Annotated in this window: 19 protein-coding genes and 1 tRNA gene; 15 read left to right on the top strand and 5 right to left on the bottom strand. The window is 38.0% G+C overall.

The features are described 5' to 3' along the window. Positions 1 to 242 precede the first annotated feature (242 nt). The 3 genes from IPM92_14900 (at position 243) to IPM92_14910 (ending at position 3,436) form a co-directional block, all read left to right on the top strand. The gene (locus IPM92_14900) at positions 243 to 1,598 is read left to right on the top strand and encodes a M28 family peptidase (protein ID MBK9109616.1); all 1,356 of its coding nucleotides are present in this window, start codon (positions 243 to 245) and stop codon (positions 1,596 to 1,598) included. Continuing rightward, positions 1,585 to 2,133 carry a hypothetical protein gene (locus IPM92_14905; GenBank protein ID MBK9109617.1) on the top strand — a complete coding sequence of 183 codons (549 nt, stop codon included), beginning with the start codon at positions 1,585 to 1,587 and terminating at the stop codon, positions 2,131 to 2,133. The genes IPM92_14900 and IPM92_14905 overlap by 14 nt, the downstream gene beginning before the upstream one ends. A 1,232-nt stretch (positions 2,134 to 3,365) precedes the next feature. Then, positions 3,366 to 3,436 (top strand) — tRNA-Gln (locus IPM92_14910). Positions 3,437 to 3,484: 48 nt separating this feature from the next. On the opposite strand, the gene IPM92_14915 is transcribed toward IPM92_14910, so the two are convergent. After that, positions 3,485 to 4,015 carry a hypothetical protein gene (locus IPM92_14915; protein ID MBK9109618.1) on the bottom strand — a complete coding sequence of 177 codons (531 nt, stop codon included), beginning with the start codon at positions 4,013 to 4,015 and terminating at the stop codon, positions 3,485 to 3,487. Positions 4,016 to 4,244: 229 nt separating this feature from the next. On the opposite strand from IPM92_14915, the gene IPM92_14920 reads away from it, so the two are divergent. From IPM92_14920 to IPM92_14940, 5 genes are read left to right on the top strand one after another with little or no spacing between them, the layout of a single operon-like run. Continuing rightward, on the top strand, positions 4,245 to 4,979 hold the full coding sequence (locus IPM92_14920; GenBank protein MBK9109619.1) for an outer membrane lipoprotein-sorting protein: 735 nt from the start codon (positions 4,245 to 4,247) through the stop codon (positions 4,977 to 4,979). Then, positions 4,976 to 6,190, top strand: a complete 1,215-nt coding sequence (locus IPM92_14925; GenBank protein ID MBK9109620.1) for an ABC transporter permease — start codon at positions 4,976 to 4,978, stop codon at positions 6,188 to 6,190. The genes IPM92_14920 and IPM92_14925 overlap by 4 nt, the downstream gene beginning before the upstream one ends. A 6-nt stretch (positions 6,191 to 6,196) precedes the next feature. Continuing rightward, a complete protein-coding gene (locus IPM92_14930) occupies positions 6,197 to 7,357 on the top strand; it encodes an ABC transporter permease (protein ID MBK9109621.1) in 1,161 nt (386 codons plus the stop codon). Positions 7,358 to 7,416: 59 nt separating this feature from the next. Then, complete coding sequence (locus tag IPM92_14935; GenBank protein MBK9109622.1) at positions 7,417 to 8,118, top strand: ABC transporter ATP-binding protein; 702 nt, start codon at positions 7,417 to 7,419, stop codon at positions 8,116 to 8,118. 17 nt (positions 8,119 to 8,135) lie between these two features. Beyond that, complete coding sequence (locus IPM92_14940; GenBank protein MBK9109623.1) at positions 8,136 to 9,305, top strand: hypothetical protein; 1,170 nt, start codon at positions 8,136 to 8,138, stop codon at positions 9,303 to 9,305. A 63-nt stretch (positions 9,306 to 9,368) separates the two neighbouring features. On the opposite strand, the gene IPM92_14945 is transcribed toward IPM92_14940, so the two are convergent. Next, entirely contained in the window at positions 9,369 to 9,797 is a 429-nt protein-coding gene (locus IPM92_14945; protein MBK9109624.1) for a DUF1761 domain-containing protein, read from the bottom strand. A gap of 874 nt (positions 9,798 to 10,671) precedes the next feature. On the opposite strand from IPM92_14945, the gene IPM92_14950 reads away from it, so the two are divergent. Continuing rightward, positions 10,672 to 10,998 (top strand): T9SS type A sorting domain-containing protein, encoded by a 327-nt coding sequence (locus IPM92_14950; protein ID MBK9109625.1) that lies wholly within the window; start codon positions 10,672 to 10,674, stop codon positions 10,996 to 10,998. A 52-nt stretch (positions 10,999 to 11,050) separates the two neighbouring features. Beyond that, positions 11,051 to 12,808 carry a PKD domain-containing protein gene (locus tag IPM92_14955; GenBank protein MBK9109626.1) on the top strand — a complete coding sequence of 586 codons (1,758 nt, stop codon included), beginning with the start codon at positions 11,051 to 11,053 and terminating at the stop codon, positions 12,806 to 12,808. Positions 12,809 to 13,256: 448 nt separating this feature from the next. Here the strand turns inward: IPM92_14955 and IPM92_14960 are convergent, their stop codons facing one another. From IPM92_14960 to IPM92_14970, 3 genes are all read right to left on the bottom strand, one after another. Further along, complete coding sequence (locus IPM92_14960; GenBank protein MBK9109627.1) at positions 13,257 to 15,362, bottom strand: S9 family peptidase; 2,106 nt, start codon at positions 15,360 to 15,362, stop codon at positions 13,257 to 13,259. A 187-nt stretch (positions 15,363 to 15,549) separates the two neighbouring features. Next, positions 15,550 to 15,729, bottom strand: coding sequence for a hypothetical protein (locus IPM92_14965; protein ID MBK9109628.1), 180 nt, complete (start codon positions 15,727 to 15,729; stop codon positions 15,550 to 15,552). Then, positions 15,707 to 16,174 (bottom strand): hypothetical protein, encoded by a 468-nt coding sequence (locus tag IPM92_14970; GenBank protein MBK9109629.1) that lies wholly within the window; start codon positions 16,172 to 16,174, stop codon positions 15,707 to 15,709. Before IPM92_14970 ends, IPM92_14965 begins: the two co-directional genes overlap by 23 nt. 188 nt (positions 16,175 to 16,362) lie before the next feature. Between IPM92_14970 and dnaE the strand changes: the two genes are divergently transcribed. From dnaE to IPM92_14995, 5 genes are all read left to right on the top strand, one after another. Next, positions 16,363 to 19,917 carry a DNA polymerase III subunit alpha gene (gene dnaE, locus IPM92_14975; GenBank protein ID MBK9109630.1) on the top strand — a complete coding sequence of 1,185 codons (3,555 nt, stop codon included), beginning with the start codon at positions 16,363 to 16,365 and terminating at the stop codon, positions 19,915 to 19,917. A 3-nt stretch (positions 19,918 to 19,920) separates the two neighbouring features. Continuing rightward, positions 19,921 to 20,562 carry a hypothetical protein gene (locus IPM92_14980; protein MBK9109631.1) on the top strand — a complete coding sequence of 214 codons (642 nt, stop codon included), beginning with the start codon at positions 19,921 to 19,923 and terminating at the stop codon, positions 20,560 to 20,562. Positions 20,563 to 20,582: 20 nt separating this feature from the next. Then, positions 20,583 to 20,876 (top strand): hypothetical protein, encoded by a 294-nt coding sequence (locus IPM92_14985; GenBank protein MBK9109632.1) that lies wholly within the window; start codon positions 20,583 to 20,585, stop codon positions 20,874 to 20,876. A gap of 792 nt (positions 20,877 to 21,668) precedes the next feature. Then, positions 21,669 to 21,935 (top strand): type II toxin-antitoxin system HicA family toxin, encoded by a 267-nt coding sequence (locus IPM92_14990; protein ID MBK9109633.1) that lies wholly within the window; start codon positions 21,669 to 21,671, stop codon positions 21,933 to 21,935. Then, the gene (locus IPM92_14995; protein ID MBK9109634.1) at positions 21,925 to 22,137 is read left to right on the top strand and encodes a type II toxin-antitoxin system HicB family antitoxin; all 213 of its coding nucleotides are present in this window, start codon (positions 21,925 to 21,927) and stop codon (positions 22,135 to 22,137) included. The genes IPM92_14990 and IPM92_14995 overlap by 11 nt, the downstream gene beginning before the upstream one ends. Positions 22,138 to 22,399: the final 262 nt, after the last annotated feature.

Consider the following 22,399-nt stretch of genomic DNA (forward strand, 5'->3'; position numbering starts at 1 on the left):
TTTGTTAAATTTCAAGGTTTCAATCCATTGTATCTTTATATCCTATTTTGTTGTGCTTAGATAAGACAAGCTAAGGGAATTGAGGGAAATACCATTACTTATACCTTGATTTCCTACAAATTAGATTTCTTTGTTGGAAATTCATTTGCCAGACAATTTTACATTATATGCAAATTTTAGAATCGATAGTTTTTAGTCGTTGGAGAAAGGCTCAGTTTATTCTGTACTTATGTTTTCTTTCAATGAGTTTTGAATCAAATGCTCAAGGTAATACGGAAGAGGATGATGCCTTTATGATTAAACAATTTTACGAGGAAGCATTGGACAGGCAATTATCCTATAAATGGCTGCATTATTTGGACGAAAACATTGGTGGGCGCATCGCAGGTTCTCCCCAAAGTCTGGCAGCTGTTGAATTTACTGCACAAGTGATGGATAGTTTAGGAACAGATACCGTCTATCGATTGCCTTGCAAAGTCAATTATTGGTATCGAGGCGCCAAAGAGCAAGCCCGAATCGTAAATCACCCTGCGATGGGTACTCAGGAACTTCGATGTCTGGCATTGGGGGGTTCAGGAAGTACTGGTCCCAATGGGCTAACAGCAGAGGTGGTCGAGTTTAAATCTTTGGATGAATTAAGAGCCGCAGGAGACCGGGTCAAGGGGAAAATCGTTTTTCTCAGCCGGCCCTTCGATAATAAACATTTAAGAACCTTTCATGCCTATGGATCGGCAGTCGATCAAAGAACTGCTGGACCAAATCTGGCTTCTAAATTAGGAGCCGTTGCTTGTATAATCCGCTCCATGACCGGCAGAACAGATGATTGGCCTCATACTGGCGGTACACATTTCAGTGATTCAATCAAAGTCATACCCGCTTTGGCTTTATCCACAAAAGCAGCAGATGTGTTGAGTCAGTGTCTCAAAGCGGCTCCAACGCATATGTATTTAAAATCCTCATGCGAAAACCGGGGCATGCAAGAAAGTTACAGCGTTATTGGTGAAATTAAGGGAAGCAAATATCCTGATGAAATCATCTTGGTAGGTGGTCACCTCGATTCCTGGGATGTCGGCGGGGGAGCCCATGATGACGGCGCAGGTTGTGTTCACAGCCTGGAAGTTCTTTATTTGTTTAAACTTCTAGGTTACAAACCTTTAAGAACGATACGCTGTGTCATGTTTCAAAATGAAGAAAACGGACTGGCAGGCGGATTATCTTATGCAGCCTATTCCAACGCCCGCAAAGAATTTCATCTGGCCGCAATCGAATCCGATGCCGGCGGGTTCACACCACAAGGTTTTGGCTTTGATGGAGATGCAAAACTTATTGAACGCCTCAAAAAGGTCATTCCACAATGGGAGGAATTATTGGGGCCTTACAATATTGATTTCTCCCCTGGCGGAGGCGGAGCAGATATTGGCCCTTTAAAAAGCCAAAAAGGTATGTTATTTGGCCTCAAGCCGGACAGTCAGCGGTATTTTGATTACCACCATACCGAACAGGATCGCATTGATGCCGTACATCCAAGGGAATTGGCACTAGGATCAGCAGCTATGGCCAGTTTGGTGTTTTTAATTGACAAGTATGGAATCCGGTAATATTCAAATTGGGGATTACCAGTTTGAAAAATACATCGAAAAGGAACGAATAGAATCAAAAATTATAGAGCTTGCTGATTCGATCAATGCTTATTACAGTTCTCAAAACGTTCAAACGATCGTATTACTTGATGGAGCCGAAACATTCGCTTCAAAGCTAATCCCACACTTGAAATTCCCTATTTCTAAAACAGAACTGCAATTGAAAACTTATGAAGGATTCGAATCGACCCAGACTCTACAAATACCCCTGGAATTGCACCATCAATTCAACAAAAAGGATCCTGTTTTGATCATAGAAGATATCATTGATTCGGGGCTTACTTTATTCAAATTGTTTAACTATTTGAATCAATATGGCTTTAACAGTTTACAGATTGTCACACTTTTGCACAAACCTACTTGTTTGAAATATCCAATTCAGCCCATGTTTGTAGGTTTTGAAATTGGGCCTGAATTTGTTATTGGCTTTGGGATGGATATCGATGAAAGTGGAAGGGAGCTTGATTGTATTTACAGGCTTAAAAGTATTTAAATGCGTTATGAGATCCTGAGATATTGAAATTCAGTTAGTTATATAATTTATGGATTTGCAAATTCAGGTTTTACCTAACCCCTCTCCACTATGCGGAAAGGGGAATTGATACTAAATATATCTTCATTCTGCTTATACACCTAAATTGCTGAACTAGGTTTAAAACTCCTCATTCGTTCACTTAACGGTGTATAAATAGGAATTCATTTCGTTTAAGTTCGCTGAGACTTTACATGTGTTTATCTCTTCTGTTTGTCGGCACATCAACGATTCTTGTTTTCTCGATTTTCATAAGCATCTTCAATTAATACTATAATTTTTCAGGAATCTAGTTATTCTTGCAGCCCAAATCAAACCATTGACCCATGGTGTAACGGTAGCACTAGTGATTTTGGTTCATTCAGTTAAGGTTCGAACGCCGACGAAACCGATTAACAAAATCTCCCTTCAAAATCTAATGCTCGTTCGGTTTGTCGGCGTGCTGACAAGCCGGAACGAATAGTTTCTCAATTTCATCTCCCATAAACCGGCTTCGTCAGCATCCTTATGGGCATCGACGATTCTTGTTTTTTCGATTTCTGCCGAGTTGCTTGAATTAATACTATAAATTTTCAGGAATCTAGTTATTTTTGCAGCCCAAATCAAACCATTGACCCATGGTGTAACGGTAGCACTAGTGATTTTGGTTCATTCAGTTAAGGTTCGAACGCCGACGAAACCGATTAACAAAATCTCCCTTCAAAATCTAATGCTCGTTCGGTTTGTCGGCGTGCTGACAAGCCGGAACGAATAGTTTCTCAATTTCATCTCCCATAAACCGGCTTCGTCAGCATCCTTATGGGCATCGACGATTCTTGTTTTTTCGATTTCTGCCGAGTTGCTTGAATTAATACTATAAATTTTCAGGAATCTAGTTATTTTTGCAGCCCAAATCAAACCATTGACCCATGGTGTAACGGTAGCACTAGTGATTTTGGTTCATTCAGTTAAGGTTCGAACGCCGACGAAACCGATTAACAAAATCTCCCTTCAAAATCTAATGCTCGTTCGGTTTGTCGGCGTGCTGACAAGCCGGAACGAATAGTTTCTCAATTTCATCTCCCATAAATCGGCTTCGTCAGCATCCTTATGGGCATCGACGATTCTTGTTTTTTCGATTTCTGCCGAGTTGCTTGAATTAATACTATAAATTTTCAGGAATCTAGTTATTTTTGCAGCCCAAATCAAACCATTGACCCATGGTGTAACGGTAGCACTAGTGATTTTGGTTCATTCAGTTAAGGTTCGAATCCTTATGGGTCAACTTAAAGAGCTCTGTAAAACAGAGCTCTTTTTAATTTGATAGATTTATTTAATCCCCTACCACCGAAAAACTAAACATACAAGTCCTTCCACCAGGTCCCGTCATTTGCAATTTATTGACGACCACCCTATCCCCGGCATTCAATTTTTCAAGTTCTGTTTGTAATGCATCGGAAAATTTCATTTCGGTTTCTTCAAATGTCAGTGGATCAAATCCATTTTTTTCTATGGTCAGTTGCATATTAACTATTTTCCAATTTGATGGATCCTGCTTTGGAATGCAATAGGTTTGAATATTGCTCACATAGCGCAATATATTCAAATCTGCTCGTGTCAGACCCAAATTGATAATACCCATCAATCGCTGGCAATCTACTAACTTTAAGTAAATACCACTCGATTTCATGATTCGGATATCTTCATAACCATTTACAGTATCCATGGTGATCAAGGTATCTACAAATTCGCGCACAATAACTTTATGATCATTGCTTTGGGATCCAATTTTTATTGCTTGAGCACCTGCAGAAATTCCAGTGAGGAATAAACTGATAAAGACCAGTAATAATTTATATATCATAGTTAAGAATTTAATGAATAACTAAATTGTAAGTAAATACCAAAACTAAGAAAATAACACATTCCAATCATATTTATTTTCAATTTGGATTTGTATATTACAATGGCATTTTAAAAAATATAATCAATCCCTAAAACCCTTATTGTAAAGAACTGTTATTAATGTAAAGGGATTTCATATTAATTTTAAACCCGGACCTTTTGTGATGATGAATATTTGTAAAATTTTGATGACTGGCTTTATCTCAATATTTGTGTTTCAAAATTGTACTTTAGCCCAAAACGCAAAAGATATCGTCAAAAAGGCAGATGAACATGCGCGGGGGAAAACTTCGATGGCCACTATGACCATCCAGACGATTCGTCCAAAATGGTCTCGAGAAATGACGATGAAGACCTGGGGAAAAGGCAATGATTTGGCCATGATTCTGGTCACTGCACCTGTCAAAGACAAAGGTATTGTGTTCCTCAAACGAAAAAAAGAAGTTTGGAATTGGATTCCTTCCATCGAGCGCAATATTAAAATGCCTCCTTCTATGATGAGCCAAAGTTGGATGGGCACTGATTTTACTAACGATGATCTGGTCAAAGAAGCATCCATTTTAGAAGATTATGAGCACAGCTTGTTGAAAGACACGGTCATTGACGAAAGAAGTTGTTATAAAATTCACCTCCAACCGAAACAGCAAGCAGCTGTGATCTGGGGCGGTATAGATCTTTACATTGACAAGAAAACCTATATCATGATTTACGGAACTTATTTTGATGAAGATGGAAAATTGGTAAATACCATGCATGCATCCGATATTAAAAATTTAGGTGGCCGTCAATTACCAGCGCGATTGGAAATGATTCCTGCAGATAAAAAAGGACATAAAACTGTTTTGATTTACAATTCACTTACATTTGACAAAGCAATCGATGATGCTTTTTTTACGAGTCAAAATATGAATCGACTTCAATGATCCTTAAACTGATCTGGAGAAATTTGTGGCGCAACAGTCGACGAACTATTATCACAACGGCTTCTATTACATTTGCAGTATTGTTTTCTATCCTGATGCAATCGTTTCAAACGGGTGCTTTCGATAATTTAATCCAAAATGTAGTCGGTTACTATTCCGGATATGTTCAGATTCACAAAAATGGATATTGGAACGATCGGATATTAGAAAATGGTTTTTATTGGGAAGATTCACTAACACAAATCATCCAACAACATGCGAATATCTCCGGTATAGTTCCAAGACTTGAAACATTTGTACTCGCTTCTAATGGGTCACACACAAAAGGATGTATGTTGGTTGGAACTGATCCGGAAAAAGAAAATAAACTTAGCCAGCTCAAAAATAAATTGATCTCTGGAAACTATTTTTCCGAAACTGAAGAATCTATACTAATTGCAGAAGGCTTGGCCACGCGATTTGAAATTCATAGCGGAGATACTTTGGTTTTATTTGGTCAAGGATACCAGGGTACCATAGCAGCAGGCAAATACAAAGTGTCAGGAATAGTTAAGCTGGCTTCTCCGGCCATGAATGATGGTTTTATTTACTTGCCTCTAAAAACTACACAGTCCTTTCTAAGCGCAGAAAATTTATTGAGTTCCGTTTCTTTACAACTTCGAGATCCATCTTCGATGAAGATTCTTGTCAATGAACTTCAATTAAAACTTGGGCATGAATATGAAGCCATGGATTGGGAAATGATGATGCCAGAAATATCCAATCACATCAAAGCCGATGGCGTTTCCTTCTATGTTTTTTCAGGAGTACTTTATCTCATTATTGGTTTTGGTTTTTTCGGCACCATTCTCATGATGATTGCGGAGCGCAGAAAAGAATTTGGAATGTTGATCTCCATAGGGATGAAAAAATCCTGGCTTGGCCTTATGCTCTTTGGAGAGACCCTACTAATAACCGCTTTGGGAATATTGCTCGGAATGGGTCTAAGTTTTCCGCTGGTCGTTTATTTGAATAAAAATCCATTAGTGTTTACCGGAGAAATGGCTAAAGCCTATGAAGAATTTGGTTTTGAACCGATCATTCCAACAGCTATAAGCCTGAATATATTTTTATCACAATCTGTGGTTGTCATGTGCCTGGCATTTATTATCGGAATCTATCCTTTATGGCATATTCAAAAATTGGATGGTATAAAAGCCCTTCGCAATTGATAAGTCATGATGCTCATTAAAATTGCCTGGAGAAATATTTGGAGAAGTAAAAAGAGAAGTATCATTCTCGCAGTAGCGATCAGTTTAGGTCTCTGGACAGGTATTTTTTTAATTGCATTTTACAATGGTATGATTGAACAACGCGTTGACTCAGCCATACGCACTGAAATTTCTCATATACAATTGCACCATCCCGAATTTAAAAAAGATCATGATATTAAGTTTACAATTAGTGATGGATATGAAACACTTCAAAAATGTCAATCTCCAAATCAGGTCCATTCTGCTTCTGCCAGATTAATATTACAAGGTATGGTATCATCGTCTGCCGGGAGCCATGGGGTTTTTATCAATGGCATTATCCCAAAGCAGGAAAATTTATTGACCCGCCTCGAAGACAAACTCATAACCGGAAACTATTTTAGCAATGATGGTACAAATGAAATCATTCTGAGTCAAAAACTGGTTCATAAATTAAAATTGAACCTTCATAAAAAAGCAATCATCACTTTTCAGGATCATCAAGGCAATCTTGCTTCTGCTGCTTTTAGGATCAAAGGCATATTTAAAACAAACAATTCACCTTACGACGAAACAAATGTATTTGTACAGATCAACGACATCGATTCACTGGCAGGCGTAAAGGGAGAAATAAATGAAATCGCCTTACTGCTCCATTCCAATGAAACTTTAAATGAAACGGCAAATCAATTAAAACAAAAATTCAAACATCTTGAAATTAAAAACTGGATGGAAATTGCGCCTGAAATTGGATTCACGGTGAGTGCCGGATCACAAATGGTCTACATCTATATGGGAATTATCTTACTTGCACTTGCATTTGGAATCATCAATACCATGATGATGTCGGTATTGGAACGCACTCGCGAAATTGGAATGCTGCTATCCCTGGGAATGAATAAAATGAGAATTTTCGCCATGATATTATTGGAAACTTTTTTTCTTATTTTGGCAGGTTGCCCTGTTGGCATTCTCCTTGCATTTGTTTCCATTGGCATAACACAACAAACGGGAATTGATTTTAGTCACTTTTCAGAAGTATATTCAAGCTTCGGTTACAGCTCGGTCATTTATCCTTCTTTGAAATCTGACCAGTTTATTACAATTCTGTTAATGGTCATTTTTACCGCCATTATTTCTTCATAGTTTCCGGCACAACGCGCATTAAAATTGAAACCCGCAGCTTCTATTAAAATTTAAGCAACATGAAACAAATCGTCATAGATGCCCACAATTTATCTAAAATATACGATGAGAAAACGGTTCCAGTTTATGCATTGAATCAAGTTCACCTGCATTTAAACAAGGGTGAGTTTACCGCCATAAAAGGTCCTTCCGGTTCCGGAAAAACGACCCTGTTGAATATGATTGGAGGACTTGATCAACCCACTGAGGGTTTTGTTGAAATCAACGGGACCAATATCACAAATTTACATGGAAATGCTCTGGTAGATTTTCGTTTGCATAATATTGGTTTTGTATTCCAGTCTTACAATCTCATTCCCGTTTTAACTGCCAAAGAAAATATTGAGTTTATCATGTTGCTTCAGAAAATACCACTTCATCAAAGAGAGCAAAGAGTAATTGAGCTTTTAAAACAAGTAGGCCTGGAAAACAAAGCAAATAAAAGGCCAGGAGAATTATCCGGTGGACAACAACAACGTATAGCCGTAGCCAGAGCCCTGGCTTCAAAACCCCAATTTATTCTGGCAGACGAACCTACCGCTAATCTGGATTCAATATCGGCTGGAAATCTTCTGGATATGATGACCAAACTCAATGAAGAAGAAAACATGACTTTTGTATTTTCAACGCACGATCAAAGAGTCATTAACCGGGCAAGGAGGATCATCACATTAGAGGATGGAAAAATAGTGGATGACACAGATCCCGCATCAAGAAATTAAAACAGACGCATCACAAATTGAAAACCTATTTTTATATTTTTTTATTAAACCTTTTGTGTTTAGGCTTACATGTAAATGCACAGGAAGAAACGATCAAAAATCCATTGATCGAAATCAAAGGGTATATTAAAGATATACAAACTTCATTTTTCCAGGACAGGATTGAATCCATAACTTCTTTCAACACCTTACACAACAGGATCAATTTAAAATTAAACCTGGATTCTAAACTTTACTTTAAATTAGAACTGCGCAATCGAATTCTTTGGGGAGATCTGATCAAAGAGATTCCCAATTACGGTACATTTCTAGACGATGATGCGGGATTTATCAATCTTTCAAAATTATGGATGGATGAAAAAGGATTTGTCATACATTCCATGGCAGATCGAATGTATTTGCATTATACGACGGATGTATGGGATATTAAGTTGGGTCGACAGCGTATCAATTGGGGAATCAACACTATCTGGAATCCAAATGATATTTTTAATGCTTACAATTTTTTGGACTTCGATTATGAAGAGCGTCCGGGCAGCGATGCATTGAGAATTCAGAAAAATCTTCGCTCAAATGCTTCCATTGAATTTGCCTATAAACCAGGTAAAAATAAAGATCAACATATTGGAGGAATTTTATACAAATGGAATTCAGCAGCTTATGATTTCCAATTGCTTACCGGATTATTGAACACTGATTATTTTATTGGAGGTGGTTGGGCTGGAAGTATCATGGATGCGGGATTTAAAGGTGAATTCAGTTATTTTCATCCAAAGAAAAATACAGACGACACCAGTGGAGTTTGGAGTTTATCGTTTATGTTTGATCAAACATTCACCAACGAATGGTATTTGTCTTTTGCTTATTTATATAACAGTCAACCCAATGGCAGCCTTATTGGCAACAGCGGTTTTCTGGACGCTCAATTATCAGCAAAGTCACTTTTCCCATACCGCACTACATTTTATACAGGCATTTCAAAATCTCTGAGCCCTATTCATAATCTTGCATTAGCGCTGATTTATTCACCTACCCAAAATACCATTTTATGTATTCCATCTTATCATTGGAATGCGGCAACCAATTTTGATATTGACATTACCTTGCAGTCTTCCTTTGCAGAAATATCAAAGACCTATAAATCCATAGGAAATGCATTTTACATTCGCGGAAAATGGAGTTTCTAAAAAAAGCCCTTATTCCTACAGCAGGAACAAGGGCAAAATCTTTAGAAAAAAAAAATTAGTTCTTTACTTTGGTCTCCAGGCACCTATAATCGCTCCCATGACTGTAAACAACAGGAAGGTATAAAATCCGTCAACCATTGAAAGGCTGGTTGGATTGCCTGCAAAGCGGTTTCCTGTATAAATTCCAAACAGGTGAATCACACCGATCACGGCTCCCAATGTTGCTCCGGATTTCAGATCAAAGGAACTGGTTTTATTAACCAGCCAGTTCATGCAGTATGCATACACCAAGAGGCTAATGATGTTTACGATCATCGGTAAACTGTCCATGGGCATTTCAGCTCCATTTTTCATGACTTTCTCGCCATCCATGGTCATGCCGTTGCCCAACATCCAAAGGTCTGTAAACAACATGCCATACCAAAGCCAGCCCATGGCCATTCCAACTAAGGCCGAAACAACCAGCGCAATCCAATTTGTTTTTGTCTCCATTTTGTTTGATTTATGGTTAAATAATAAAATTAAGTGGAAATTGTCGAGCTAAATATAAAAGGATTTTGGAATACGATGGGGAGAAATTTAGGCAAGGCAGATTGAAGAAGCCTGAAAGTCTGGAGAATAGACTTGTAGATAAAAACCACACCCTAACGTATGCTAGTCCAAATAAAAACAAGTTTTTCAAATTATTTTTCCAATCTTGACTTGCTCTTCCAGACATCATCATCACCTCCTTATTGAATAATTTCTACTTGTCTGGACTATTGACCATTAACGCTTGACTCTTGCTCCCATGTCCCGAAGGGACAAAATATCGGTAGCTCAATGCGATTACGGAAATCGCATGCCGTAGGTATGCAACAGCATCATTGTGTGCAAAATGTTTGTTCATTTATTGTGTTCAGAATTTCGCCTTCGTATTCTCTAATCATAAAAATGCACTCAGGGTTTACCCTGATAAACCATCAGGGTAAACCCTGAATTTTAATACATTTTTACGAAAATGGGCTAAATTTTGAACGGATAATATAATGCATACGTTATAAAATTAACACCCCATTTTTATTCAAATTCAAGAGTATTAAATACCTAGTTGCAAATTTCATATTGCAAGTCTTTCCTGTATTGTATAAATTTAAAAGATTTATTAAAGACTTCAAAATCTATAATTGCAAGTTCCATAAACAGATCAAAAACCGATATGAAAAGTTAAAGTCGGCTGCGAATAATCGAATTTAAATTTTAATATTATTTGCAATGGTGTGGTCAATATATTTTCTAACCACTCTCCGGAATTTAGTATATTTGAATTTATTCGGAAGAGAGTATTGGTATTGTTATGCTTTAAAAATTTGTAGTTAACTTCATTATGAATCAATTTTCCTCTCAGGACCAGGATGACGAACTGATTTGTTTTCCACCAATACCTATTTTGAGCGATTTAAACAAAACAACTAAAACAAATGAATTCTATGTTGTTCCCAATCCTGCAGATCAGACTGTCCGTTTGCATGCAGCCGAAAACTTGAAAGTTATTGAAGCTGCATTGATCAATGAACAAGGAAAGGTCTTGATGAAATTTTCGGGTAAGACCATCCCGAATTCAATCGATATTAAGAGCATTCAAAATGGTTTGTATTATTTACGTTTCCTGACAGAAAATGATCAATATTTTGTAAAATTTATGAAATTATGATTCACTTATTCCAGGGAGGTTTATGCCTCCCTGGTTTTATAATTATTTAGAAATGATTACCAAATACTTCATCGTTTTTATTTTCTTATCCCCACTTTCTTTAAAAGCGCAATTCGAAGATCACAACTGGATTTTAGGCTATTTAAGTGGTTTTGGTCCCCATACCATGCAGTTTGATTTCAATGAAAATGAATTGAGGATTACAAACTATCATTCCAATTATAAAGTTGATCATGGCAATGCCATCATCTCCACTCCAGATGGTAAAAACATTCTTGCTATGTCAAACGGTTATACTATTTACAACCGAAATTTAGATACCATGGTCAATGGCGGCCGCATAAATTTAAAAACAGCTTTTTACAGTATATACGGGTCATCACTTCCTCAATCTGTATTGATATTAAATCTTCCAAATGCTCCACAATTATATAAAGTTTTATACTTTTGGGAAGATCAACCAAGGCGTGACAGTTTTATTCAAGTAAACCGTTTACTTCAAGCTACAATTAATATAGAACTTGAAAATGGTTTAGGTCGTGTAATTGAATCCGATGTACTGGTAGATGATGATGCCTTTGAGTTTGGCAAATTGCAAGCCTGCCGCCATGCCAATGGGCGTGACTGGTGGATTGTGATCCCTCGAAGATATTCCAAACAAATTCTTGTATATCTTCTAGAGCCTCAAGGTATCCGCAAGTCACATGAAGTAGAATTGCCCATTCCAATAAAAACAGGCATCGGTCAAGCACAATTCAGTCCTGATGGTACGAAGTATGGAATTTCTCAATCTCAGGATAATTTTCGTCAAGGCGATTATCTGGAATTATTTGATTTTGACCGTTGTGCAGGTTTGATCAGCAATATGAAATCCATTCACATTCCTGATACCCTTGGTTCAGGAGGCTTAGCTTTTTCTCCGGATTCCAGAAAACTATATTTCGGAACTTCGAAACGAATTTATCAGTTTGATTTGACTCAATCGGATGTAGCAAAAAGCAAAGTGCTTGTGGGATCATATGGAGGTCTTATCGATTCATTTTTTTCCGGAGCAGAGTGTAATACCGGCCCTATGGTCCTTGCGCCCGATCATAAAATATATATCGCTACAACGACCGGTACCTACTGGATGCATACCATCGAATACCCAGATAGCCTCGGTGCTGCCTGCCGGTTCAAAGAAGGCAGTTTACATTTACCTTCGCCCAATACCCGGTCGGTACCGTCCTACCCAAACTTTCGACTGGGACCCATTGATGGTAGTATTTGTGATAGTTTGGGTATTGACAACATTCCTTTAGCTCGATGGCGTTACGAGAAAAACTCAACAAATGATTTAACAATTCACTTTAGAGACCTCTCCGGTTTTCAACCAACTGAATGGAGCTGGGATTTTGGAGATCTGAATTCAGGTGTTGAAAATTATTCTTCAGTTCAACATCCCAGTCATCTATTTTCAATCAACGGGATTTATACTGTATGCTTGACCGCACGAAACTCCAGTGGATCGCATAGCCTTTGTAAAAATATTGATATTCAAGTTACCAATAATGCAGATCAACATAAAACTATTGAAACACTTTATCAGCTTAGCTATTATCCAACGCATGAAAAAATAATGATACAAAGTCCGCAAAATTCAGACCCGGTTTACATTGAACTGATAAACCATCAGGCCTACTCCTTAGCCAAATTTGATCATGTAACCCTTCCTTTTGAAATATCCACTGTGAATTGGAAACCTGGAATTTATTATGTTCGTATTTACAACAAAAATATTTGGTTTGTTCAAAAATTACTCATTATTTGAAGTGGGTTGTCTCGAAATTTTAGGCTTTCCCGACATAAATAAACTTCTTATTTGCAATAACTTTATGATGTCGGGAGGCTTTTAGGCTTTTAGGCTTTTAGGCTTTTAGGCTTTTAGGCTTTTAGGCTTTTAGGAATCAACAAATACCAATGATTATTCGTTTCAGCTTGTGCAGTTACATTTTTGGTTTGGGGTTCTTTTCAAAATTCGTTGGTTTCCCGCAGATCGCGCAGATTTAACGCTGAAAAATTGGACCGCGAAAATCTGCGGATATTCAATCTGCGTTTATCTTCGAGAAAGAATTCCTGCCTATAATTTTATTTCTAAACATCATCCATTGATCTTGACAGCTGTTAGGATTTTTACACCTAGAAAGTACAAAGGCTTAAATCTTGACATGATGAATACAAGAAAGTAAAAACGATCTGTGCATATCGTTGGCCAATGCCTATTGTTGTTTTTCTGCAAGCAAGATCATGAATGCATAATCAAGAGCTACTTCTTTCAGCCTTTCAAAACGACCAGAGGCCCCACCGTGGCCGGCATCCAGATTCGTGTGGAAGAGCAGTAAATGATGTTTGTCGGTTCGATGGGTACGCAACTTCGCAACCCATTTGGCTGGTTCCCAATACTGCACCTGGCTATCTGAAAAACCCGTTGTGATGAGTACATTTGTAAATTCCTTTTCCTCCACCTGATCATAAGGTGAATAGGATTTCATGTAATCGTATTGTTCCTTAATTTCAGGATTGCCCCATTCATTATATTCTCCTGTGGTCAACGGAATGTTTGGATCAGACATGGTGGTAAGTACATCTACAAACGGAACATGGGCCAGAATTCCCTTGAACAAATCAGGTCTGAGGTTGAGCAGCACGCCCATCAATAAGCCCCCCGCAGAACCTCCGCGTGCGAACAAACGTTCGTTAGTTGTATAGTGTTCCCGGATCAGGAATTCGGCACAATCTATATAATCGTAAAATGTGTTCATTTTGTGAAACATCTTGCCCTTTTCATACCAGTGCCAGCCATTTTCTTTTCCACCACGGATGTGAGCTATTGCCAATACAAATCCTCGATCCAATAGAGATAATGCATTACTGCTGAATACAGGATCATAACTGATCCCATAACTCCCATAAGCATTGAGCAATAATGGGGCTTTCCCGTTCTTTTCAAATCCTTTGCGATACACCAGGGAAATTGGAATCAGTGTTCCATCCCTTCCAGGAGCTTTAAAATATTCTGATTGGTAATTTTCTTTATCAAAATTCCCCAACACTGCATGTTCTTTTAATAATTCCAGCTTTCGTTCCGGGATGTGGTAATCAAATGTCGAACTTGGAGTCGTCAATGAGGTATAATGTAATCTGAGTACATCGGTATCCAATTCTTTGTTCGCACCTAACCAACAATCATAACTTGCATCCGGAAAGCGTATAAAATGTGGAACCTGTGCGCCACTCCATGGATGAATGCGAATTTGATTCAATCCATTACTTCTTTCATGAATCACCAGGTATTTGTCAAAGAACTCCATATCCTGAATCAATACTTCCTCGGAGTGGGTGATGATATCCGTCCACTGATCAAAGCTAAACTCCAATACATTTGCTTTGCTTATTTTAAAATTTACAGCCTGGTCATTGTGCAGGATATAAAAATGATGGTCAAAATAATCTACCGAATAATAAAAACCATTGACTCTTGGCTTCATACATTGAAGCAGAGAATCTGTTCCGTCCATTCTTAAAAAATGACATTCTACATTTTCTGTATAACCGCAATGAATAAATAAATAAGATCTGTCTTTTGATGAAGATATACTCACATAAGTGGTCTCATCTGGTTCATGATAGATAAGGGGATCCTGATCTACAGCAGAACCCAAAGTATGCAACCAGATTTGATCTGCACGCAAAGTCTCTGCGTCTTTTGTATTGTAATAAAACGAATGATTATCGGGTGTCCAGACAAAATCTCCAGCCATGATGCGATGGATCGTTTCTATCATTTCACCACTCCTCAGATCCTTTACAAATGCTTTATGTAGATTTCTTCCAGTGGTATCAAGGCCAAAGACCATTTTGTTTTCATCAGGGCTCAGTTTGGGCGGTATGACATGACAAAATTTCTGCCCTTCTGCAAGTTTGTTTACATCAAGAATGATTTCCTCTTCAGCATCCTGTATGTTCCGCTTTTTTCTGCAATAAATTGAATATTCTTTACCATGTTCGTGGCGGATATAATACAAATATGTTCCCATAGGATAAGGCACGGTTTGGTCCTCTTGCTGAATTCTGGATAACATTTCATCATACAATGTATCGCGCAATGGTTTCACTGGGGCCAGTACATTTTCGAGGTATTCGTTTTCTTGTTTGAGATATTCAATCACCTTTGGATTTTCGCGATCATTCAACCAATAGTAAGGATCGATTCTGATATCGCCGTGAAGTTCCAGTTGTTTATCAATCTTTATTGCAAAAGCTTCTGTTGTATTTTGATTCTTTTCAAAGACTTCTTTGGCTTTATTTGGTTCATTTAAATTCATCGCGTAATGTTATTAAAGCAATAATAACAGCAAGGTCTATAATTAGTTGAAGGAGTTTTACATTTAAAGGTGTTAGAGCGTATAAACGGAAATCAAAAGAGTTATTTTAGGAATAAGCACTTAGTTTGAACATCCCATTTTGGAAGGAAGGAATAGCATCGATAAATTTAGGATTCGCTTAAATAATTTATTCGCCGGCAGCAATTTTAATTTTTCCAAAATCTAATTTGGAGGCAAAGGCCAATTCTTCCTGCTCTGATGCAAAGCCTCTTAGATTAAATCCCACTAGTGTTTGTCCGAGGGGTAAATGTATTTGGGTGGCCCGAATTTTTAAAACCTGATCGTCATTTCCATAAAAATCGATCATCTCTGTTTTTAATACCCCTCAGCGTTCCAACGCGAATACTTTTTGCACCTTCCCCCAGTAGAGCCGGATTATTCATATACATATTTACGCCGCCCATTAATGGTGAATTAGCCATAATTTGAATATCTGCATCATTTTCAGGCTTTGTCGGATTTTTATAATCCCGACTTAAAGAAAGGCCTCCGCCCATAATTCCTGAATTATTGAAAGCTGCCTGAATAGCTTTTAAGCCATTGATTTCATCTGGTAGTAAATTAGCCATATCATTGGCCATAAGTCTGTTTAATTCGTTCATCGCATCCTGGAGGCTCAATTGCGCTTGTTTATAGTTTTTTTGTTTGTAAAATTCCTGTGCTTCAGTTACAAAACCCGGAAAGGGATCTTGCGCATAATTTTGGATACTGCAAGATGCGCAGTAAATGAATATGAGAATTGCATTTTTCATGATTAAGCATTTAGCTGTATCCAAAGATATTACAAATTCCATTGAATTTGAAATTAGATCTATTTCCTCTTAATTGCTTGGATTCCAAGATGCTAATCCATCCAACTTCATAAGTTCTTGCTTTGTTACATTTCGAACTACCACTGCATTGAAATGCCGTATATTTGCCACCTCACCTTATTTAGACCATGTCTCAGTTCGTACACTTGCATTGCCACACCCAATTCTCATTGTTGGACGGTGCCACCGATATCCCTTCTTTAATGAAAAAAGCGGCTGCCGATGGCCAAACAGCTGTCGCTCTGACTGATCACGGTAATATGTTTGGATGCTTCAGCTTTGTAAAAGAAGCTAAAGCCAATAAAATCAAACCTATTTTGGGTTGCGAATTTTACCTTGTACCGGACAGGCATAAGAAATCATTTGTCAAATCTGCAGGCGAAAAAGATGAACGCGTACATCAATTGCTGTTAGCGAAAAACCAAATAGGTTATGAAAACCTCTCCAAACTCTGTTCGCTGGGTTTTACGGAAGGCCTGTACGGAAAATTTCCCCGCATCGACAAAGAATTATTGCTTCAATATCACGAAGGTCTGATTGCAACCAGTTGTTGTATAGGAGCTGAAATTCCTCAAACAATCGTCAAAGGACAAATTGAAGAAGCAGAGCGCAAACTCAAGTGGTGGATGGATGTGTTTGGAGAAGATTATTATATCGAACTCCAGCGTCATCGCAATTGTGAAGACATAGATGGTTCAGGCGTAAGTCAGGAAAATATCAATCAAGTCCTATTGGGCTTTGCAAAAAAATACAATCTGAAAGTGATCGCTACCAACGATGTACATTACCTCGAAGAAGAGGATCACAAACCTCATGATGTATTACTTTGTGTCAATACGAATTCCAATGTTGAAGAAACAGATCGCTTTCAATTTCCGAGTTCTGATTTTTTCTTCAAGACTCATGATGAAATGATGTCCACCTTCAGTGATGTCGCTTATGCGGTTGACCAAACTCAGGAAATTGCAGACCGATGTTTTACACCCAATCTCGAAAGAGATGTATTACTTCCGAATTTTCCGCTACCACCAAATTTCACATCTCAAAATGTTTATCTCGAGCATCTCGTTTATGAGGGAGCGCGAAGAAGATATGGTTCATTGGATGCTGTTCATGAAGCGCGCATTCAATTTGAATTATCAGTTATAGAAAAAATGAATTTTGCAGGATATTTTCTCATCGTGCAGGATTTTATTCACAAAGCCAGAGAAATGGGTGTGAGTGTTGGACCCGGTCGCGGTTCAGCAGCAGGTTCGGTGGTCGCTTATTGTCTTACCATAACCGACATAGATCCAATCAAATACAATTTACTTTTTGAACGCTTTCTCAATCCGGAGCGGATCAGTATGCCGGATATAGATATCGATTTTGATGATCGCGGAAGACAAAAGGTCATCGACTATGTGGTCGAACAATATGGCCGCAATCAGGTGGCGCAAATTGTAACCTTTGGAACGATGGCCGCTAAATCTTCGATTCGAGATGTTGCGCGGGTTAAGCAACTTGACTTAGCTTCTGCAGACAGGCTTGCAAAATTAGTGCCCACACGTCCGGGTATTTCACTTCGATATATCATGGATGAAACCACAAATCTGAGTGAAGAGTTTCAGGCCGATGAGAAAAAACGCATTGAGGATCTTCGTCAAATCAGGAAGCAAACGGGCCTCGAATCTGAAGTATTGGAAATGGCGATGAAGCTCGAAGGATCTGTGCGTAACACGGGTGTACATGCTGCCGGTATTATCATTGCGCCTGATGAGATCACTAAATTCATTCCGGTTTTCACTGCAAAGGACACTGATTTATTGGTAACACAAGTGGAAGGAGGTGTTATCGAAAAAACAGGACTACTAAAAATGGATTTTCTTGGGTTAAATACCTTATCCATTATCAATGATACGCAAACAAATATTGAACGCAAATACGGACCTGAAGCACGCGTCGATCTTCATGAAATTTCTTTCGATGACCCTCAAACGCTCGAGTTGTTTCAAAGCGGAAATACGATAGGTCTGTTTCAATTTGAAAGCGAAGGCATGCGGGGTCATTTGAAAAATCTGAAGCCCAGCAGCATTGAAGATGTCATTGCAATGAATGCTTTGTTTCGTCCCGGGCCGATGGCCTATATTGATGAATTTATTGCACGCAAACACAAACGCGTGTACATCGAATACCCGCATCCATGGCTGGAAGAATTGTTGCGTCCAACTTATGGGATCATGGTTTATCAGGAACAGATCATGCAGGCAGCACAAATCATGGCTGACTATTCATTGGGCGAAGCCGACGTTCTCAGGCGGGCGATGGGAAAGAAGCAGAAGGAAGAGATGGAAAAACAGAGTAAACTCTTCGTCGAACGCAGTCAGAAAAAAGGAGTAGATCCTAAAAACGCGCAGGAGATTTTTGATGTAATGTTGAAATTTGCCTCTTATGGATTTAATCGTTCGCATTCAGCTGCATATTCAGTTCTTGCGTTTCAAACTGCTTATCTAAAAACTCATTTTCCGGCCGAATTTATGGCAGCTGTACTTACAGCAAACAAAAATAATGTTTCAGATTTAAGCATCTACCTCAAAGAATGCCAGCGAATGAAACTCACCGTGCTTTGTCCGGACATCAATGAATCTGAAATTGATTTCACTGTAAATGAGAAAGGCCAGATCAGATTTGGATTGTCTGCATTAAAAGGCATTGGTGAAGGTCCTGTCGAAGAAATTATGATTGAGCGCAATGCGCATGGACCATTTCAGGATTTCGGAGATCTTATCAAAAGACTAAATTCAAAAGTATTTAATAAAAAAGTTATTGAAAGTTGTGTTTACGGTGGCGCTTTTGATTGTTTTGCAAATATGCATCGGGCTCAATATTTTGCACCCTATGATAAATATCCAAGTTTCATAGAATACATGATTCGCTGGGGCAACCAATACCAATCTTCGAAAGATAATTTGCAGGCTTCTTTATTTGGCGAAAATTTTCATGATGAAATACCAATTCCCATAGCTCCGGAATGTTTACCCTGGACCACTCTTGAAAAACTTGAACGAGAAATAGAAATTGCAGGGATCTATTTAAGCGCACACCCGCTGGATGACTATAAACTCGAAATTCAACATGCTGCAACAATTACCATTGATCAACTCGATGTACTCAAAGAAGAAAACAGAGAAGGATACCGACATCGGATTTGCGGTATCATAGCAGAAGCCCAACACCGCACCAATCAACGTGGAGAAGGATTTGGGATTATCAAAATTCAGGATTATTACGGAAGCATCCAGATTCGCCTTTTTAAAGAAAAATATCTTCAATACAAAGCTTTTCTCAACAATGGACAAGCTGTAATGGTGGACGGCAATTACGGTAAAAGCAGATTCAGGCCCGAAAAAACGGATGAATGGGAATTTCAAGTTAACAACATAGTGATCCTTTCCGAGTCTTTACAAAATTTGTATAAAAAATCCTTACAACTGTTCGTTAAATTAGAATCCATTCAGGACGAAACAGGCGATGCGCTCGAAAAAATACTCAAATCGCACAAAGGGAATATACCTGTCAATCTTCAAGTATTGGATTCAGAAGATAAAATTCAGCTTGCATTAATTTCACCCAAAAGAGTTAGCATTGGAAGTGATTTATTGTCGGGAATAGAAGCTATCGGATTGAGTTATAAATTGAATTAACACATGGAGAAAAATATTTTATTCATACTCGCATTTTCCAGCTTGTCATGTTTTGTTAAGGCCCAAAATTTTGATGATTTTACGGTCGACAAAGAAGTGAGTATCTTTATCAAAGATAATTTTGCCACACTAAAAAATTTTGACTTAGGAATCAAGTGCCCCCATGAAGAAAATCAATGGTATCTAGATTCCTTGGAGTATTCTCCATGGTACGTTGGAGATTTTAATAAAGACAATATTTCAGATCTTTTTGTAACCGGCAAACAAAGAAAAGATCAGACGCATTATCTTATATTTGGCAAAGATGAATTAGACGAACAGGAAGGTTGGGAATTTTTGCAATTGTATCCTTCCAAAAAAAGAGGTGATCTCGTCATCCCATTTATTGAAGAGACCCGAAAACAATTGTACATCATTTTTAAACAATTTAAAACAAGCACCACTACCGTTGTAAAAGATGGTATGGAGGTCCGATTGCCTACAACGTATAAAGATTATTACAAAATGGGCTTGATGAAAAAGATACCCTTTTGTATGCACATGGACATATTCTTGAATTCAACCCTAAACCTGATACGCGAGTCATTAAATTCCTGCAGATACATATCTTTTGTCAATTCGGTGGTTGTCCAGATTTTAGATTAAAAATCAGTGCCGACGGACAAATGCTACGCAACAATATCAGCAATACAGAAGAAGAAGTCGGCATGTACACTGCTGTTTGCGAGCCGGATTTATTGGACCGCTTGTTTGCGCTTGCCAATTATTTAAAGGTTCATAAACAACTCGACAAATTTGGAGAGGATAGTGCTGATAAAACCGTTACGATGCTCATCGAATATGAAGACGGAACTTATAAATCCTGGTATGACTACGAGCAAGGCGCTAGTCTGGCCATGGCTCGTTTTTACGAATTAATGGTTGAAGCAAAAAAGGCCGCGGAGTGGGAGTTGAAATGAGGGGGGTGGAGGCTTGTAGGAATGTAGGGATTTAGGGATTTAGGCTTGTAGGAATGTAGGCATTTAGGAATGTTTGAATGTGGCTTTGAGTCTGATAGTCTGATAGTCTGATAGTCTGATAGTCTGATAGTCTGATAGTCTGATAGAAACAACAAATACTAACGATTGTTAGTTCAATATATATGCCCATTAAGTTATCATTATTTTACTTGCTTTGAATAGCAATTGCCAATAAATTATAGAGTCCTTAATCCATTATCCTTGCAAATAATTCGAGTAAAAAATTACACTAAACGATCAAGCCTATTCAGGCATTGACATTGACACTCTATAATCCTTGATCCATCATCTATACTCCATAATCTTTGGATCTCATCTTTGAGCTGTAACCCATAATCCTCGCTCAAAATAGCATTAACCTATAATCACTGCTCCAAAATCCATAATCCATCAGCCGTGATCCATCAACTATAATTCATCCTCTATACTCCATCATCCAACATCTCATCCTTCAATTTTACTCTTAAGGCTAAATTCTGATTCCTAAATAGATTTGGTAAATCAGCATCATCCTTTTTGCCACTAAGACGCAAAGGCACAAAGGACCACAAAGTATAATAGATGGTTTGTTTGGCTTAGAAGAATCAATAGAAATTATAGCAAATTAATGGATATTATTAAACTGACAATTGTAAGATTCAGTTGTTGATCATCCATCATCTCCTGACATCGGCAAGTAATGACTCATACTAACAGCTCTAAAATGATAATAAGAATCTTTATATTTGTGCAATGGGAAAGGCTTCCAAGTTACTAGATAAGATACTCACTGGAAAGTCTGATCACAATATAAAGTTCAATGATCTTTGTAGCATGCTTATGAAACTTGGATTTGATGTTAGGATTAAAGGAAGCCACTATATTTATTACAAAGAAGGTGTTCAGGAAATTATTAATATTCAAGATATTAATGGTCATTCAAAAGCATATCAAGTTAAACAAGTGAGAGAAATTATTATTAATTACAAACTAGAAATTCGAGAAGATGATGAATTATAAATATGAAATTATTATTTACTGGAGCGAGCCAGATCAATCATTCATTGCAGAAGTTCCAGAATTAGCTGGCTGTAAAGCGGACGGCAATACATATCAAGAAGCAATTTCAAATGTACAGTTAATAATTGATGAGTGGATTGAGACCGCCAAATCAATTGGAAGAACCATTCCAACTCCAAAAGGCAAATTGATGTATGCATAATGAATGAAAAAGAACGAGGCATATCATGGCATAGACTCTACACCGCCAAGCTTCGAAAATCATTCTCTTTTAATTTTTTCGGGTAATAAAAAAGTAATTCCTTATTTTTGGATGATTATGTTTGGCGGTGCAGCGTCTATGCCTGCACGTTATTGTTAGCAGAGGCTTCATGTCGGGATATCTATCATCCATCATCCTTGATCCATCATCTATACTCCATCATCCAACATCTCATCCTTCAATTTTACTCTTAAGGCTAAAT

The sequence above is a fragment of the Saprospiraceae bacterium genome (assembly GCA_016719615.1).
Lineage (GTDB): Bacteria > Bacteroidota > Bacteroidia > Chitinophagales > Saprospiraceae > Vicinibacter.

Excerpts from the sequence above, each read along its gene's own strand:
- dnaE (MBK9109630.1), top strand. The coding sequence starts at position 16,363 with ATGTCTCAGTTCGTACACTTGCATTGCCACACCCAATTCTCATTGTTG.
- IPM92_14960 (MBK9109627.1), bottom strand. The coding sequence starts at position 15,362 with ATGAATTTAAATGAACCAAATAAAGCCAAAGAAGTCTTTGAAAAGAAT.
- IPM92_14990 (MBK9109633.1), top strand. The coding sequence starts at position 21,669 with ATGGGAAAGGCTTCCAAGTTACTAGATAAGATACTCACTGGAAAGTCT.
- IPM92_14985 (MBK9109632.1), top strand. The coding sequence starts at position 20,583 with ATGCTACGCAACAATATCAGCAATACAGAAGAAGAAGTCGGCATGTAC.
- IPM92_14965 (MBK9109628.1), bottom strand. The coding sequence starts at position 15,729 with ATGATCGATTTTTATGGAAATGACGATCAGGTTTTAAAAATTCGGGCC.
- IPM92_14945 (MBK9109624.1), bottom strand. The coding sequence starts at position 9,797 with ATGGAGACAAAAACAAATTGGATTGCGCTGGTTGTTTCGGCCTTAGTT.
- IPM92_14920 (MBK9109619.1), top strand. The coding sequence starts at position 4,245 with ATGACTGGCTTTATCTCAATATTTGTGTTTCAAAATTGTACTTTAGCC.
- IPM92_14950 (MBK9109625.1), top strand. The coding sequence starts at position 10,672 with ATGAATCAATTTTCCTCTCAGGACCAGGATGACGAACTGATTTGTTTT.
- IPM92_14935 (MBK9109622.1), top strand. The coding sequence starts at position 7,417 with ATGAAACAAATCGTCATAGATGCCCACAATTTATCTAAAATATACGAT.
- IPM92_14925 (MBK9109620.1), top strand. The coding sequence starts at position 4,976 with ATGATCCTTAAACTGATCTGGAGAAATTTGTGGCGCAACAGTCGACGA.
- IPM92_14955 (MBK9109626.1), top strand. The coding sequence starts at position 11,051 with ATGATTACCAAATACTTCATCGTTTTTATTTTCTTATCCCCACTTTCT.
- IPM92_14900 (MBK9109616.1), top strand. The coding sequence starts at position 243 with ATGAGTTTTGAATCAAATGCTCAAGGTAATACGGAAGAGGATGATGCC.
- IPM92_14915 (MBK9109618.1), bottom strand. The coding sequence starts at position 4,015 with ATGATATATAAATTATTACTGGTCTTTATCAGTTTATTCCTCACTGGA.
- IPM92_14930 (MBK9109621.1), top strand. The coding sequence starts at position 6,197 with ATGATGCTCATTAAAATTGCCTGGAGAAATATTTGGAGAAGTAAAAAG.
- IPM92_14980 (MBK9109631.1), top strand. The coding sequence starts at position 19,921 with ATGGAGAAAAATATTTTATTCATACTCGCATTTTCCAGCTTGTCATGT.
- IPM92_14970 (MBK9109629.1), bottom strand. The coding sequence starts at position 16,174 with ATGAAAAATGCAATTCTCATATTCATTTACTGCGCATCTTGCAGTATC.
- IPM92_14995 (MBK9109634.1), top strand. The coding sequence starts at position 21,925 with ATGAATTATAAATATGAAATTATTATTTACTGGAGCGAGCCAGATCAA.
- IPM92_14905 (MBK9109617.1), top strand. The coding sequence starts at position 1,585 with ATGGAATCCGGTAATATTCAAATTGGGGATTACCAGTTTGAAAAATAC.